The following is a 16,176-nucleotide window of genomic DNA, read 5'->3' as shown; positions in this document are numbered from 1 at the left end:
GCCTTTTTTATCGGAGGGATCCCTTTGCTTATCAATGGCATGAAGCTTGATACCATCTCGGCCTATGATCGGGGGCTGGCCTATGGTGATGGTCACTTTACCACCATGGCGGTCAGGGAGGGTCGCGTGTTGCAGTGGCCTGCCCATCTGGCACGGTTGCAGCTGGCCAACAACCGGCTGGGATTGGTTGAACCGGACTGGGAGCTCTTGACCCAGGAGGTTGAAGAGATGGTGGCCGAGCAACCACAATGCGTGGCCAAGGTGATCCTGACCCGCGGCGAGGGGGGGCGGGGCTATGACGGCAGCGGATGTCAGCACACAACCCGGATTGTCACTCTGGCGCCGTTTCCCACTCACTATGGCCAGTGGCAACAGGAGGGGATCGAGATGGTGGTGTGCCGCCAGCGGATCGGCGATGCCCCCATGCTGGCCGGGCTTAAAACCTTGAATCGTCTGGAGCAGGTATTGCTAAAAAGCGAACTTGTCAGCCGAAATGCAGTCGAAGGGATAGTGCTTAACAGTCGCGGTTTTCTCATTGAAGGGGTCAGTGCCAATCTGTTTTGGCGTCGGGGCAAGACGGTGTTTACGCCCGATCTCGCCCGCGGTGGTGTCGATGGCATCATGCGCCGCCAGGTGATGGCGATGTTGAAACAGATGAGTATTGAGTTGCGTGTGGTAGAGGCTCCGCTGGAGTCACTATGGCAGGCGGAAGAGGTGTGGCTCACCAATACCCTGATGGGGGTCGTGCCGGTCAATGGCATCGAGGATATCCATTATCCCCCAGCGGTATTGAGTCGCCGTTTACAGGAGCGTTTGGTCATTGAAGTTTAATCGGCTTTACACCCTGCTCGCGGGGGCGGCACTGACGGTAGCCGCTGCCGGGGGCTATGTACATTACAAATGGCAACAGGTAGAGACGCTCACCAACAAGGGGCCGACCCGGCTCTTTACGGTGGAGAAGGGCGCCCATGCGGCGCGCCTGATCGCCGAACTGGGTGAGGGGGAAACCAGCCCCTGGGCGGTGCGGCTCTGGCTGCGCAGCCATCCCGAACTGGTGGCCATCAAATCGGGCACCTATGAAATCAAGGAAGGGGCCCCTCTCAAGGAGACCCTTTCCCTGTTCGCATCGGGCAAGGAGTTTCACTTCAGCCTCACCTTCGTCGAAGGTTCCCGTTTCGAGGATTGGCAAAAGCAACTCTCCAGCGCCCCATACCTTGAGCGGTTGACCGTCGAGCAATCCGAAGCCGACCTGGCGCAGGAACTCGGCATCGAGAATGGCAAGCTGGAGGGTTGGTTCCTGCCGGAAACCTATGCCTATACCACCCATGCCAGCGATCTCTCGATCCTGCGTCGCGCCCATCAGGATATGGAGACTTTCCTGCAGCAGAGCTGGGAGAAACGTCAGGCCAACCTGCCTTACAAGACCCCTTATGAGGCGCTGATCATGGCCTCCATCATCGAGAAAGAGACCGGCCAGCCGGACGAGCGGGCGCAGATCGCCTCCGTATTCGTCAACCGTCTGCGTCTGGGCATGAAGTTGCAAACCGATCCCACCGTCATTTACGGGGTGAAGGATCGCTTCGATGGCAACATTCGCCGCAGCGATCTGACCGACAAGAATCCCTACAACACCTATGTGATCGACGGCCTGCCGCCCACGCCTATTGCCATGCCGGGCAAGGCCTCCATCGAAGCTGCGCTTAACCCCAAATCGACCGACTATCTCTATTTTGTCGCCAAGGGGGGCGGTGCCCACTATTTCTCCAAGACCCTCGACGAACATAATCGGGCGGTTCGCGAATACATATTGAAGAAACCCTAATGTCTAAATTTATTGTGATCGAAGGATTGGAAGGGGCAGGGAAGAGCTCGGCCGTGCGTTATGTGACCGAATATCTGCAGCGCCACGGCATCAACCGGATCGAGTGCACCCGCGAGCCGGGTGGTACGCCACTGGCCGAGCGGATGCGGGCCATCGTCAAAGAGGTGCACAACGAGCGCCTCACCATCGAGGCGGAATTGCTGCTGATGTATGCCTCCCGGGTACAACTGGTGGAGACCCGCATCAAACCCGCACTGGCCGACGGTGTCTGGGTGGTGGGGGATCGCCACGATCTCTCCTCCCAGGCCTATCAAGGCGGTGGCCGTGGTATCGATGCCCAGCTTATCGGTGCCATCAAGCAGGCGGTGCTTGGCAACTTCAAGCCGGATCTCACCCTCTATCTAGATATCGATCCTGCCCTTGGCTTGCAGCGCGCTCGCCATCGCGGCGAGCTGGATCGCATCGAACTGGAGCAACTGAGCTTCTTCGAGCGTACCCGAACTCGTTATCTCGAACTGGCCGCCAAGGATGATTCCATTGTGGTGATCGATGCGGCGCGAACGCCGGAACAGGTCAAAACGTCCATTGAGTGTGCATTGGATCACTATCTGTCGAACGAGCCGCTATGTATCCCTGGCTGATCTCAGACTGGCATGCCCTGAGCCAGACGGCCCAGTCCGGTCGTCTCGGCCACGCCTGGTTGTTGCTGGGCGATCCCGGTCTTGGCAAGGAGCAACTGGCTGAGCGGCTGGCGCGTTTGCACCTTTGCCAACAACCGGATCGTGGAGAACCGTGTGGTCAGTGCCACTCCTGCCAGCTGTTTGACAAGGGCAATCACCCGGATCTCGGCACCATAACGCGCGACAGCAAGACCATCGGGGTCGAGGCCATTCGCGAGATCTGCACCCGGCTGCAGGGCTCTGCCCAGCTCGGCCGTGGCAAGGTGGTGATCATTCCTGATGCGGAGCGGATGACCGAATCGGCAGCCAATGCCCTGTTGAAAACCTTGGAAGAGCCGGCCGGCGACAGCTTGCTGTTGCTGATAGCCTCCCAGGTTTCCCGGTTGCTTCCCACCATTCTCAGTCGCTGTCACAAACATGTCTGTCAGTTGCCTGCGGAAGGGGAGACAGTACGCTGGTTGGCCGAGCAGGGTCATCAGGCCACTCTGGCTCAGGTGCGGATCTGTCAGGGGGCACCGCTGCGGGTACTCGACTATATCGAGCTGCAACAGGACGGTACTCGCCGCGAACTGCTGGAACAGTTTGTCGCCCTGAGTCAAAGTCCGGTCAAGGCGACGGCACTGTGCAGCCAGCTTGGTCAGGAGACGCAGGTCAGGTTGCACTGGTTGCAGCTCTTCTTGTGTGATGCCCTGAAAACCCAGGCCGGATGTGGTCACCATCAGCTGGCCATGCCTGATCTGGCCATCTTGAGCCAGCGGTTGGCGGAGCAGCACTCCAGCGAAAAACTGCTGGAGGCAGAACAAGATCTGGTTGCCCTGAAAGCGGCCTGTCAGCCGGGTCAGCTCTCCAATCCCACCATCCATCTGATGAACTGGCTCAGTCGCTGGTTATAAGTACCGACAAGCAGAAAGGTTTTATATGTTACTCGTTGATTCCCACTGTCATCTCGATCGCCTCAGCTATGGCAGCAAGCAGACCAGCATGTCTGATGTACTTGCCAAGGCCGCGAAACTGGACGTGGGATATTTTCTCTGTGTCAGTGTGACTCAGGCACAGTTCCCGACCATGCTCGAGGCGATCGCTCCCTATCCCCAGGTGTTTGCCTCTTGCGGTGTACACCCGCTCAATCAGGAACCCGGGGTGGATGCAGCCTTGTTGCTGACACAGGCTGCGGACGAAAGAGTGATCGCCATCGGCGAAACTGGGCTTGACTACTTTTATTCCCCTGAAAACAAAGAGGTGCAGCAAGCTTCTTTCCGCGAACATATCCGGGTTGCCTGCGCGTTGAACAAGCCGCTGATCATCCACACTCGCGATGCCCAGCAAGATACCTTGCAGATCATGCGTGAAGAGGGAGCTGATCAGGTGGGCGGTGTGCTGCACTGTTTCACCGAGTCTCTCGAGATGGCGCAAGCGGCGATGGCGATGGGGTTCTATATCTCCATCTCCGGGATCGCCACCTTCAAAAATGCGTCTGCACTGCAAGAAGTGGTCAAGGCTCTGCCCCTCGACAGATTGCTGGTCGAGACCGACTCGCCCTATCTTGCACCTGTTCCGCATCGGGGGAGGGAGAACGAACCTGCCTTTGTGCGTGACGTTGCGCAGTTTATTGCCGATCTGCGTCATATTCCGCTTAATGAATTGGCAGAAGCCACCAGCCGGAATTTCTTTGAACTGTTCAAGCGGGCGAAAAAATAACACAGAAGCCCCGTTGCTCGGGGCTTTTATATTTCAAATACCAAGCTGGATTACCCACCTGAAAATCAACCTAGCACAACGTTATCTCTCACCCACCCAGTCAATTCAACTCGTTCATCCATACAAAACTGGGTGAATGATATTCCGATGTTTCGTTTTTTCACCGTGGTCAAAGGGTATTAAAACATCAGGCTATAAGTATCGATAATATTCATTATCGATACTTGATGTGTGTGGAGGATCCTGTAAGATCCTCTCAAACTTCATATGAATCATACTGTTCCGTGGCATATCCAACCTTGTCCAATCCAGCTCATCAGTCACTGCAGACTGTTTTCGATGCACAGCTTAATAGTCGGGCACGCCGCTTTTTGCGCAGTGCAAAAGCGGATTCCACCCTCAATGCCTATCAGGCGGATACCCGTATTTTTGTCTTCTGGTGCCAATTACACGGGCTTGATCCGCTGCAAACGACCCATCACGACATCATGAACTTTCTCGCTGATCAGGCTGACGGCGTATTGGCAGACTGGGTATGGTTGGATAAAGAGGAGGGGAAAGGGGAGTTGCGTAATGGCGAGCCTCGAAAACCGGCAACCCTGGTGAGACGGCTGGCGGGGATCCGTTATGCCTTCAAGCAGAAAGGCATTCATCCCATGCCCACCGAGCATCCTGAAATCAAGGAGATGATGCGCGGTATTGTCAGATTGGGAGATAACCGCAAGCGTAAAACCGGTGCCCTGACGCTGCAGCCATTGACCCAGGTGCTTGATGGCATCGATACCGGTGATCTGGCGGGTTTACGTGATCACACCCTGCTACTGCTGATGTTTAGTGGCGCTTTGCGCCGCTCGGAAGCGGCCAGAATTGAGGTGAGCGATCTCGATTTTATGGGGCAGGGGATCCGTCTTCGCCTCAAACCGAGCAAACATCAGCTGCATGAAACCGAGATCGCCCTGATCCCAGGCAAGCACTACTGTCCCGTCTCGGCACTGCAAAAGTGGCTACACAAAAGCCGGATCAGCGAGGGGCCGCTATTTCGGCGCATGAATCGTTGGGGTCAACTGATGGCCGAACCACTCGGCCCCCAGGGTATCAATCTGATGATCAAGCGGCGAACCGGCCAAACCATCGATGATCTCTATGTCAGTGGCCATAGCCTGCGCCGTGGATTTATCACCTCTGCTGTAACTGCCGGAAAGCCGATGAACAAGATCATTGAAGTCACTCGCCACAAGGATATGCGAACCCTGCAGGAGTACTTCGATGACGCCCACAAATTCTCCGATCATGCCCTTAATGGCTTGCTTTGACACAACTGCGTCACTTCATTTTTTATGTTAAATGATATCCTGTTGATCTGATGATATATTTGCCGTGCAGCCAGCAGCCCAAAGGGGAAGGGCATCTTCCAATGGATAATGGCATGTAATGAGAGATAACAAACTCAGAAACGTAATATCGCAAGGACATAGAGCCAAGAAATGACAGTGCGTGAAGAGCAAGAAGCGGCCCCCCAAAACAATGCCGAGCGGCAGCGCCAACATGTAAAACGCAAGCAGGAGACCCATACCCGATTGCAATGCTGGATCAGCAATCGCCACGCCGAGCGATTGGCCGCTCTGGGTATCCATCTCGAAGACAGTCAGGCATCACTCATCGAGCAGGCGATCGATCTGCTTTACCAACATGAGCTGGGTAGAGAACCTCCGTTTGAAAACAGAGTCGCCACACAGGTCGAAGAGACCGTTGAATAGACACAAGAGTGAAGTAACAGCGATACGTGAAGAGATAAAAAAAGCCAGGTACGAATTCCTTGTACCTGGCATAGGGGAATTGGCTCCTTGCAGAGCCGTGCGCTAACTGGTGTTCGGATTGCCTTAAGCTTAGACAAGGCTCAAGGCTTTTCAAGATCCGAAGAAAAGTTCAACCAGAGTGTGGGTATTTCAGACTCGTTCAAGTGCTTATGCACCGAGCGGCCCACTACGCATTGAACAGATTGTTGTCACGCACCAGCTCGCGGGGGAGGGCATTCTTGACCCGACTCCCCACCCATTTCCCCATGCCCAGGGTATGCCCCTGATAGCGGACGATAACCTCGCCAGTGCCAGCATCCTGCTCTGGCCAGACATCACGCCCCATCATGAATTCCCGCGCATTGGCGCTATCAAGCTCAACCACGCCCTTGCTCGCTTTATCGCCATAGGCCAGAGCCCACTCATGAGTGAGGCGATAGCCTTTCTTGAAGGTTTCGGCCAACTTGATGCCGATGCGATCGAAACGCAGCTTGCCCTGCACCTGATCAAACTGCTGGGGAAAGAGCCAGATCTCGTCATTGCGGCCAAACAGTTGACCCTGCGGTGCCACTCCGAAGTTGGCTTCAATCTCGCGCAGCATGGGCTCTGACTCTTTTGCTGCCAGTGGCAGGAAGGGGAATTTGCCCAGCTTGCCCGGCTTGAACATGGTGTTGGGTACCGAGTGATGCTTGCGCAATCTGGCCACGAAAAAGCCTTCACTGTCGAAGATCTGGGGCCAAACGTGCAGATATCCTTCAGGTGTGCAGGCTTGCTCTGCATGGGGAAACAGGTCGGCCAGCGAGTCAAAACTCAAGGCATCGCCAAACTTGTCCAGCAGGGATTGGCAGACCGCCTGATTCTCCTGCTCACTCAAGGTGCAAGTGGAGTAGACCAGTACGCCACCCGGTTTCAAGGCATGGAAGGCACTCTCCAGCAGCCCCTGCTGCACCGCCGCGATCTCGTCGATGCTCTCGATACTCCAGTTGCGCAGCGCATCTTCATCCTTGCGCACCGTACCTTCACCGGAGCAGGGGGCATCGAGCAGGATGGCATCGAAGGTCTCCGGCAACCACTGGCCAAATACCTTGGCATCAAAATGGGTCATCCCCACATTGGTCACGCCGCAGCGCTGGATATTGGCGCTAAGCACTTTCAACCGGCTGCTGGAAAACTCGTTGGCAACCAGCATCCCCTGATTGTTCATCAAGGCGGCTATTTGAGTGGTCTTGGAGCCGGGGGCCGCCGCCGCATCCAGCAACATGCCATCCGTTTTGATCTTGTCGCTGGCAAAGAGTGCCGTCACCGGCAGCATGGAGCTCGCTTCCTGAATGTAGAAGAGCCCGCTCAAGTGCTCAGCGGTGTTGCCAAGTGGGACGGTTTCATCGCTGCGGGTCAGCCAGAAGCCAGTATCACACCAAGGCACGGGGTCGAGCTGCCAACCCAGTGGCTCCATCAGGGCGACGAAATCCGAGACGGCGATCTTCAAGGTATTGACCCGAATGCTGCGGCGCAGCGGACGTCGACAACTGGCCACAAACTCATCCATCGAGAGATGAGCCGGCATGATGGCCGCAATGTGGCGTAAAAAGTAATCGGGAAGGAAGGTGTTGTCGTGCACTGTGCCGTCTCGTTGACCGAAAAAGAGGGGCGATATCCTACCACAAGGCTAAGAATATTCTGAATCTGAACCCTATCAACAGGCACCGGAATATAAAAAAGCCCGGCGCGATGCCGGGCTTGGATGAGATACAAAGGGAAGAGATCAGGGCTGGATACGCGGACTCCACTCCAGCCACTCTTTCTCGGCCTTGCCGTAGAGCGGATAGCTGTGGCCAGCCTTGACGGTTGGCCCCATCTCTCTCTCCGGCGTATTGAAGGCGATGCCGCCGGCCAACAGACTCTGCACCGTCTCCACTTCGATAGTGCCGCCAGTCAGGCCAATATCCGCCTTGACCCCGGAGACATTCCAGAAACGAGAGTTGGCCCGCACCAGATGGGCATACTCCTGATCCACGTTGACATCGATCACCACCTCGCTGCCATCCCGAGCCAGCGCCACCTTGGTGACACTGCCCACCACCATCTTGCGAAACAGCAGCGGGCTGCCGACGCTCAGGCCATTGACGGAGGGGCTCTTGAGGGTCAGGGCCAGACCCACCGGGCCGACCTGACTCAAGGGGAAGCGATCTTTGCCAGCGCCTTTACCGGGTTGTGCTTCTACAAACGCCCCCTTGATCAGGGTATCGAGGTGAGCGACACCGCCCAGCCCCAGCTTGGCCTGCACCAGAGTGAAGCGGGCACCGGACTGCAGGAAACGCTCGGCATAGTGGCCATCGAGTTCCGCCTTGAAGATCACCTGACCCAGAGACGGCTCCAGCTCGATCTCTTCAATTTTGCCGATATCGACCCCACGATAGCGGATCGGGCTGCCAATCCCGAGCCCCGGATTGCTATCTGCCACCAGTGACAGCTGGCGCACCTTGGCCTTGGCTTGCTCTCTGGAATCGAACAGTTGATGACTGCTGCGGCCATTGGCCAACCGGTCGAACTCGATAGCGCCGCGCAGCAGGGTAGCGAGGTTGCCCACCTTGACCTGCACCCCATCGACCCGCACCTTGGTGTCGATGGCCGGTTTTTTCCAAAACTGGGGTTGCTGGGCGAGGAGGGGAGCATAGACGCCATCAATTTCTAGCTCGATCTCGACCCCCTCTTTGGCGGCGCGCAGCTGTTTGACTTTGCCCGCTTCCAGCCCCAGATAGAGCACAGGTGAGCCAATGCCAATGCCATCGGCCTGATCTGCCTTGAGCAACCAGCGCTGCGGCTTGGCATCACGGGTACCGAGCAGTGCCAACTCCTGACTCGGGTAGAGACGGTTAATCCGCTCGCCACTGCTGGCTTGTACCAGCTTGATCCCGCCCCCCAACCAGGCACTGGCCGGACTGGTTTCTACTTTGATGCCGCTCAGATCGGCATCGATCTGCAACGGGGCGGCGCGATAGAAGCGGGCACGGTTGAGCAGATGGCCATAGTTCGGCGCCATCACCAGCTCAACGCTGGCATTGCCGCGCGCATCCAAGGTGAGCTGGCTGATACGGCCCACATGCAATCCCTTGTACCAGACAGGTGCATCCTGATTGAGCCCCGCCAGATCGTCAGCCTGCAGCGTCACCTTGGTACCGCTCTGGGGCGCGCGATCGGTCAGGGTCATCTTCTGTACCGGTTTGCCCGCTACATAGTCGAGGCGAATGGCCGGGCCGGAGAGCAGGCGATCTGCATGCTGCACGCCGGTCGCGGAGAGGGAGACGCTCTCCCACACCAGTTGACTCTTGTCAGTAATGCGGTAAGCCTGCTCCGGGTTGATCAGCGCTGTGACCACACGGCCTTTGTCGGTGAGGCGAATGGGGTCGATACGACCAATCTCGATCCCCTCATAGAGGATGGGCATCCCCTCCTTGACCGGAAGATCGCCAGCCGCAATGTCGATACGCTCGCCACGCGCCGCTTCCGCCAGCCCTTTATAGAGGACGAAAGTCTGTCCCTTCTCCGGTTCCGGTGAATCTTTGGGCGAGTCAAAGGCAATGCCGCCGCTCAGGATGGAGGTAAGGCTGCCAGCCTCCACGTTTACCCCGGCCAGACTGAAGGAGCCCTTGATGCCGCTGATGTTCCAGAAGCGGGTATCGGCTTTGACCAGATGTTCGAAACGCGGCTCGATCACCAGATCCAGAATGACATTCTGGTTGTCCTGACCCAGGCGGGTATTGATAACGCTGCCCACCTCGATGCCGCGGAAATAGAGCTTGGCGCCAATCCCCACAGAACCCAGCGAATCGGCGGTCAGGTGCAGCATGCGTCCCTGAGCCTGATAGCCGGGGGGAGGGCCCTCAAGGGCATCGAAGGTCTCCTCCAGCGGATTGCTTTCACGCCCCGGTTGCAGGTTGATGTAATTGCCGGAGACCAGAGTATCGAGGCCGGAGATCTCGGTCAGCGATGCCTTGGGGCTCACCAGCCAGAAGTCGGAGCCTTTGCGGATCAACGGCCGGGCACGGCTGTCAATCTTGGCCATTACCGCAATCTTGCGGCCATCTTCAGCCAACTCCAGCTCCTGCACCACACCGATAGCCACCCCCTGATAACGAACCTGGGTTTTACCAGGCAAGATGCCGTTGCCCTGGGCGAAGTTGATCTGGATAAGCTGGCCACGGCTCAATACCTGCTGATAGAGAAAGCCACCTGCCAGCAGCAGGGCTATCAGGGGTAACAGCCAGACCGGCGATAACCAGCGACGCTTTTCGATGACGGGTTCAGCCCCGATCATAGTGACTCCTTATTGGCTGGATTAAACAGCACATCAGACAAAAACAGAGAAATCATCAACGGGCCGCCTTGTCCCACAGTAAACGGGTATCGAGCATGCGGGCCGACATCATGGTCAGCACCACCACACCGGCAAAGGCGGTGGCCCCCGGGCCTGCGCGGACACTCAGCAGCACACCCCGATCGACCAGTGCCACCATCAGCGAAATCACGAACAAGTCCAGCATTGACCAGCGACCGATAAAATCGATCACCCGATACATCACCAGCTGGCGCTTGCGCCGCACCGGCTTGGCCCGCTGCAACTGCCAGCAGATCCAGCCCAACCCCAATATCTTGCCCACGGGTACCAGTATGCTGGCGGTGAGGACTATGGTGGCAATCCCGCTCATCTTGCTGCGATAGAGCATCATGATACCGCTGAAGATGGTATCTGACTGCAGTAACCCCTTGTTGTAGAAATGGGTAATGGGCAATAGATTGGCAGGCAGCAACATGAAGGTAGCGAGCGCCAGCAAGCCCCACGACCAGGCGAGGGAGCGGGGAATGCGCACCTGCAATTTGCTGCTGCAACGGGGGCAGACTGCCCCGGCTTGATAACGCACCAGCAGACCGCAGGTATGGCAGCGGCAGAGCCCCATCTCACGGGCGCTGGTCATGTTCCGGCTCCTTTAACGGGATCCGCGCCCAGTAGGGGGCGGGGTCAAACAGGATCAGCAGGGTCATGTTGAGCAGCATCAGAATACCGAGACTGAGCAACCCGCCACCGAGGCGCACATCGGCGATGTCAATCAGTTTGAACAGGGCAACCAGCAGGCTGACGATATAGACCTCCAGCATGGCCCAGTGGCGAAACACCTCGACCAGCTTCAAGGTGACGGGAAGAATGTGCCAACGTTTGGCCAGACCCGAAGCCAGCACAAAGATCCCCGCCAATAATCCCACCGGCGCCAACACCGCGCACCAGAGCACCAGGCTGGCCACCCACCATTCGCCCTCGCCAAACAGTACCAGAATACCGCGCAGCAGGTCGGCGTCGGTGTTGACCCCAGCCAGCCGCAGATAGATGAGGGGTTCGAAAAAGGCGGAGGGCAGCAGCAGAAATCCGGTGATGGTCAGGGCCATCAACTGGGAGGGACGAAAGGCATAACGGCCATAGAGATGTTGGTGACAACGCGGGCAGTGGGCATGACGACGCAGCGGCAGCGCCTTGCGCTGAATAAGCAAGTCGCACGCCGGACAGACAATCACGGAACCGGGCTCCATCATACAATTCAACCTGTTGAAGGAATTGGTGAAATTTACCCTAAAACCGGTTTCCTGTCTTGCCTGCGGCCGGAATGTTACGAAAGTATAATTGACGTTAACGTAAACGTGATATTAGATAGCCAAACTAGACAGGTGAAAGGAGTCATGATGTCAAGTTTGTCCCCCTCGGCAGGCCTGCGCTTTCGCACCGCCCTCGCCAATGAACGGCCCCTGCAGATCGTCGGCACCATCAATGCCTATATGGCGCTGATGGCCGAGCGCAGCGGTTTTCAAGCCCTCTATCTCTCAGGCGCCGGAGTAGCCAATGCCTCCTACGGCTTGCCGGATCTCGGTATGACTTCCCTCAACGACGTGCTGATCGATGCCGAACGGATAACTGCTGCGACCCGTGTGCCGCTGTTGGTCGATATCGATACCGGCTGGGGCGGGGCATTCAATATCGCCCGCACCATCCGCGCGTTCGAGCGGGCCGGAGTTGCCGCCGTCCATATGGAAGATCAGGTGGCCCAAAAGCGCTGCGGCCACCGTCCCAACAAGGCGGTGGTGTCGCTTGAGGAGATGTGTGATCGCATCAAGGCAGCAGTGGATGCCCGCGAGAATAGCGAGTTCGTCATCATGGCCCGCACCGATGCACTGGCGGTGGAAGGGATGGAGTCGGCTCTTGAACGCACTGCCGCCTATGTGGCCGCCGGTGCCGACATGATCTTCGCCGAGGCGGTGACCGAGCTTGCCCAGTACGACCAGTTCAAGCAAGCGGCCAACGTGCCGATCCTCGCCAACATGACCGAGTTCGGCAAAACCGAGCTGTTTGACAAAGAGCAACTGGCCGCGCACGGAGTTGACATGGTGCTCTACCCCTTGAGTGCCAACCGGGCCGCCAATCAGGCCGCCCTCAACGTCTATCACCATATTCGCCAGGATGGCCATCAACGAGCCGTCGTGGAGACCATGCAGACCCGGGAGTCACTCTACGACTTCCTCGGATATCACCACTACGAGCAGACACTGGATCGTCTGTTTATAGCCAAGGAATAGGAGGCAGCTTATGGGACAGCAAAAACCGTTGGGTGGGGCAGGTCTGCGTGGCCAAAGCGCAGGGGAGACCAGTATCTGCACAGTAGGCAAGAGCGGCACTGGTCTTACCTATCGCGGCTATGACATCAAGGAGCTGGCCGATAGCGCCCAGTTCGAGGAGGTCGCCTATCTGCTACTCAAGGGAGAATTGCCCGATGAGCAGCAGCTTGACGCCTACAAGCGCGAGCTGCGTCGCCTGCGCACCTTGCCCCAGCCGCTGCTGGAAGTGCTGGAACGCATTCCCGCCGATGCCCATCCCATGGATGTGCTGCGCACCGGCTGCTCCATGCTCGGCGATCTGGAGCCGGAAGATGGCTTCGAGCATGAACACGAAGTGGCGGATCGGCTGCTGGCCGCCTTTCCGGGCATTCTGATCTACTGGTACAAGTTCAGCCATGAAGGTATTCGTATCGCCCTCGATACCGACGAAGAGTGTATCGGTGGCCATTTCCTCGCGCTGCTGCACCAGAAAGCGCCGAGCGAGCTGGAGCGGCGGGTGATGCATGTCTCCCTCGTCCTCTACGCCGAGCATGAGTTCAACGCCTCCACCTTTGCCGCGCGAGTCTGCGCCTCAACTCTTTCCGACATGTTCTCCTGCATCACCGCCGCCATCGGCACCCTGCGCGGCCCGCTCCATGGCGGCGCCAACGAGGCGGCCATGGCGATGATCGAACACTGGCAGGATGAAGCGCAGGCAAGGCGCGAACTGCTGGCCAAGTTGGCGGCCAAGGAGAAGATCATGGGCTTTGGCCACGCCATCTACCGCACTTCTGATCCGCGCAACGTCATCATCAAGGAGTGGTCGGCCAAGCTTGCCGAGGCGGTGGGGGATGATCACCTCTATCGCGTCTCCTGCGAGGCGGAGAAGGTGATGTGGGAAGAGAAAGAGCTCTTTCCCAACGCCGACTTCTTCCATGCCAGCGCCTATCACTACATGGGGATCCCGACCAAGCTGTTCACGCCTATCTTCGTCTGCTCGCGGGTCACCGGCTGGTGCGCCCACGTGATGGAGCAGCGCGAGCACAACCGGATCATCCGCCCGAGCGCCGATTATGTCGGCCCGGCCCCCCGTCACTTTGTCTCTCTACAACAACGATAAGGAAATCACGATGTCCGCCAACGTCGACGTCAACCACAGACCCGAGCCCGATCAGGTGCTGGTCGATATTGCCGATTATATCTGCAACCACCCCGTAACCAGCGAGGCGGCTCTCGACACCGCCCGTTACTGCCTGATGGATACGCTCGGCTGTGGCCTCTTGGCCCTGCGCTTCCCCGAGTGTACCAAGCACCTTGGCCCCATCGTACCCGGTACTGTCGTACCCCACGGTGCCCGGGTGCCCGGTACCCAGCTCTGCCTCGATCCGGTCAAGGCGGCCTGGGATATCGGCGCCATCATCCGCTGGCTCGATTACAACGACACCTGGCTGGCCGCCGAGTGGGGTCACCCCTCCGACAATCTGGGCGGTATTCTCGCCACTGCAGACTGGCTCTCCCGTACTCGCGTCGCCGATGGCAAGGCACCGCTCACCATGGCCGATGTGCTGGTGGCCATGGTCAAAGCCCACGAAATTCAAGGGGTGCTGGCGCTGGAGAACTCCTTCAACCGGGTCGGTCTCGATCACGTGGTGCTGGTCAAGGTCGCCAGCACCGCCGTGGTGACTCACATGCTGGGTGGCACACGCGACCAGGTGATTGATGCGGTCTCCCAGGCCTGGGTCGATGGGCAAAGCCTGCGTACCTACCGTCATGCCCCGAATGCGGGTTCCCGCAAGAGCTGGGCGGCGGGGGATGCCACCTCCCGCGCAGTGCGCCTCGCCCTTATCACCATGAGCGGCGAGATGGGCTATCCAGGCGTACTGAGCGCCCCCAAGTGGGGTTTCTACGACGTGCTGTTCAAGGGCAATCAGTTCGCCCTGCATCAGGGGTACGGCAGCTATGTGATGGAGAACGTGCTGTTCAAGATCTCCTATCCCGCCGAGTTCCACGCCCAGACTGCGGTAGAGTGCGCCATGAAGCTGCATGGGCAGGTGAAGGGACGGCTGGAGGAGATCGACCGTATCGAACTCACCACCCATGAGTCGGCTATTCGTATCATCAGCAAGGTCGGCGCCCTCAACAACCCGGCCGATCGGGATCACTGCCTGCAGTACATGGTGGCGGTGCCACTCATCTTCGGTCGCCTGATCGCCGAGGATTACGAGGACGATGTCGCCGCCGATCCCCGCATCGACGCGCTGCGTAGCAAGATGGTGGTGCAGGAGGACAAACGCTACAGCCGCGAATATCTGGAGGCGGACAAGCGCTCCATTGCCAACGCCATCCAGATCTTCTTCAAGGACGGCACTCACACCGCCAAGGTCGAGGTGGAGTATCCAGTCGGCCATCGTCGCCGTCGGGAGGAGGGGATCCCGCTGCTGGTGGAGAAATTCCAGCACAATCTGGCCACCCGCTTCCCGGCCAAACGGGTCAGCGACATTCTGGCCCTCTGTCAGGATGGGCCGCGCCTTGCCGCCACTCCGGTACATGCCTTCATGGATCTGCTGGTGATCTGACCGGTCTTGTATTGGGCAACATATCTGCAAACAGTGATAAACGAAAAGCGGGCTCATCGGCCCGCTTTGTTATTCTGGCGGCTTATCCCTCGATAAGCCTTACCCCAGCACACAGCTGTCGCCGTTAAAGAGCGCCGTCATGATGGCCGTCTCGCGACTGGCGATGGTCTCGAGAAACTCGTTGGCACGCCCCATCTGATGACACACCTGATAACCACGCTCGACAAAGGAGAAGAGCTCGCCAAGTCCCGCCAGATGAGCCGGGCCCGAGACTAGTTTGAGGGTCGCCCCCAGCAGCGGTTTTCTCGCCAGCCTGTCCAGCGTCATCCCAAGCTCGCTCACCAGCGCAATCTGATGTTCCCGGCGCGCCTGTTCACCCACGGCACGATAGGCGATGGTGTAGTGGTCTGGCGTGATGGGATCAATGCCATCAATGCGCCGCAGCGCCACCACCATCAGGTAGTCCAGCTCTTCGGAGAGGGCATCAAGCTCGATCGCCTGCGCCAGCACCTTGAGGCCGGACTCCGGCAACAGCCGCTCGGCGGTTGGCATCACCCGCATCACGTCCGCATCGCGGCGGGCGCAATCCCCGGGGCCATAGAGATCGGTCAGGAAAAACTCGGCGGCAGGGCCGTAGCGGTCACTCTCCAGCAGATCACGATGGGTCCGCCCGAGTCGGTCGGCCTGCCACTGGCGTAGCCGATCCCGATCCTGCTGATCTTCCGGGTGGGCACGCATCTGCTCGCGCAAGGCTGCAACCCGCTTGAGCTGGCGGTAGAGCCGACCCAGGGTGCTATCGTCGTCGTGGGCATGTTCTTGATGCGTCATCTACAGCTCTCTGGCCTTGGGCCCATTGATGGGGATTCGGTGATACGAAGATACAAGTGAATGAAAAACAAGCAGCTTTTGCTGACCGTTCCGTGACAAGTGTAGCGCGCACGGGGGAGGGAATAAATGCCATGCCCCGC

General features: G+C 58.3%; 15 protein-coding genes. 10 read left to right on the top strand and 5 right to left on the bottom strand.

Annotated elements, in window-relative coordinates; translation table 11 throughout:
* The first annotated feature begins 24 nt into the window (after positions 1 to 24).
* From pabC to I6L44_RS06345, 7 genes are all read left to right on the top strand, one after another.
* On the top strand, positions 25 to 831 hold the full coding sequence (gene pabC / locus I6L44_RS06375) for an aminodeoxychorismate lyase (RefSeq protein WP_216953596.1): 807 nt from the start codon (positions 25 to 27) through the stop codon (positions 829 to 831).
* Positions 821 to 1,822 (top strand): endolytic transglycosylase MltG, encoded by a 1,002-nt coding sequence (mltG, locus tag I6L44_RS06370; protein WP_162632596.1) that lies wholly within the window; start codon positions 821 to 823, stop codon positions 1,820 to 1,822. The genes pabC and mltG overlap by 11 nt, the downstream gene beginning before the upstream one ends.
* Positions 1,822 to 2,463 (top strand): dTMP kinase, encoded by a 642-nt coding sequence (gene tmk / locus I6L44_RS06365; protein WP_216953595.1) that lies wholly within the window; start codon positions 1,822 to 1,824, stop codon positions 2,461 to 2,463. The genes mltG and tmk overlap by 1 nt, the downstream gene beginning before the upstream one ends.
* On the top strand, positions 2,448 to 3,395 hold the full coding sequence (gene holB, locus I6L44_RS06360) for a DNA polymerase III subunit delta' (protein WP_216953594.1): 948 nt from the start codon (positions 2,448 to 2,450) through the stop codon (positions 3,393 to 3,395). The genes tmk and holB overlap by 16 nt, the downstream gene beginning before the upstream one ends.
* 25 nt (positions 3,396 to 3,420) lie before the next feature.
* A complete protein-coding gene (locus I6L44_RS06355) occupies positions 3,421 to 4,200 on the top strand; it encodes a TatD family hydrolase (protein WP_216953593.1) in 780 nt (259 codons plus the stop codon).
* 284 nt (positions 4,201 to 4,484) lie between these two features.
* Entirely contained in the window at positions 4,485 to 5,513 is a 1,029-nt protein-coding gene (locus I6L44_RS06350; protein WP_216953592.1) for a site-specific integrase, read from the top strand.
* Positions 5,514 to 5,684: 171 nt separating this feature from the next.
* Positions 5,685 to 5,957: a RepB family protein gene (locus I6L44_RS06345; protein ID WP_216953591.1), complete on the top strand. Its 273-nt coding sequence runs from the start codon at positions 5,685 to 5,687 to the stop codon at positions 5,955 to 5,957.
* 226 nt (positions 5,958 to 6,183) lie between these two features.
* On the opposite strand, the gene rsmF is transcribed toward I6L44_RS06345, so the two are convergent.
* From rsmF to I6L44_RS06325, 4 genes are all read right to left on the bottom strand, one after another.
* Positions 6,184 to 7,614, bottom strand: a complete 1,431-nt coding sequence (rsmF, locus tag I6L44_RS06340; protein ID WP_216953590.1) for a 16S rRNA (cytosine(1407)-C(5))-methyltransferase RsmF — start codon at positions 7,612 to 7,614, stop codon at positions 6,184 to 6,186.
* Between the two features lie 144 nt (positions 7,615 to 7,758).
* Positions 7,759 to 10,311 carry an MlaD family protein gene (locus tag I6L44_RS06335; protein ID WP_216953589.1) on the bottom strand — a complete coding sequence of 851 codons (2,553 nt, stop codon included), beginning with the start codon at positions 10,309 to 10,311 and terminating at the stop codon, positions 7,759 to 7,761.
* A gap of 55 nt (positions 10,312 to 10,366) precedes the next feature.
* Positions 10,367 to 10,969: a paraquat-inducible protein A gene (locus I6L44_RS06330; RefSeq protein WP_005333132.1), complete on the bottom strand. Its 603-nt coding sequence runs from the start codon at positions 10,967 to 10,969 to the stop codon at positions 10,367 to 10,369.
* Entirely contained in the window at positions 10,953 to 11,579 is a 627-nt protein-coding gene (locus I6L44_RS06325; protein ID WP_005345516.1) for a paraquat-inducible protein A, read from the bottom strand. Before I6L44_RS06325 ends, I6L44_RS06330 begins: the two co-directional genes overlap by 17 nt.
* A 147-nt stretch (positions 11,580 to 11,726) precedes the next feature.
* Here I6L44_RS06325 and prpB point away from each other — a divergent pair, with 147 nt between their 5' ends.
* The 3 genes from prpB to I6L44_RS06310 are packed head-to-tail and all read left to right on the top strand — an operon-like array spanning position 11,727 to position 15,208.
* The gene (gene prpB / locus I6L44_RS06320) at positions 11,727 to 12,614 is read left to right on the top strand and encodes a methylisocitrate lyase (RefSeq protein ID WP_216954374.1); all 888 of its coding nucleotides are present in this window, start codon (positions 11,727 to 11,729) and stop codon (positions 12,612 to 12,614) included.
* A 10-nt stretch (positions 12,615 to 12,624) separates the two neighbouring features.
* Entirely contained in the window at positions 12,625 to 13,752 is a 1,128-nt protein-coding gene (gene prpC, locus I6L44_RS06315) for a 2-methylcitrate synthase (protein ID WP_216953588.1), read from the top strand.
* A 10-nt stretch (positions 13,753 to 13,762) separates the two neighbouring features.
* Positions 13,763 to 15,208 (top strand): bifunctional 2-methylcitrate dehydratase/aconitate hydratase, encoded by a 1,446-nt coding sequence (locus I6L44_RS06310; RefSeq protein ID WP_216953587.1) that lies wholly within the window; start codon positions 13,763 to 13,765, stop codon positions 15,206 to 15,208.
* Between the two features lie 99 nt (positions 15,209 to 15,307).
* Here the strand turns inward: I6L44_RS06310 and I6L44_RS06305 are convergent, their stop codons facing one another.
* Positions 15,308 to 16,036, bottom strand: coding sequence for a hypothetical protein (locus I6L44_RS06305; RefSeq protein ID WP_216953586.1), 729 nt, complete (start codon positions 16,034 to 16,036; stop codon positions 15,308 to 15,310).
* Positions 16,037 to 16,176: the final 140 nt, after the last annotated feature.

Source organism: Aeromonas sp. FDAARGOS 1414, assembly GCF_019047065.1.
Taxonomy (GTDB): domain Bacteria; phylum Pseudomonadota; class Gammaproteobacteria; order Enterobacterales; family Aeromonadaceae; genus Aeromonas; species Aeromonas veronii_A.
Note: the sequence above shows the minus strand (reverse complement) of the source record. Positions and strands in the feature narration are given on the sequence as shown.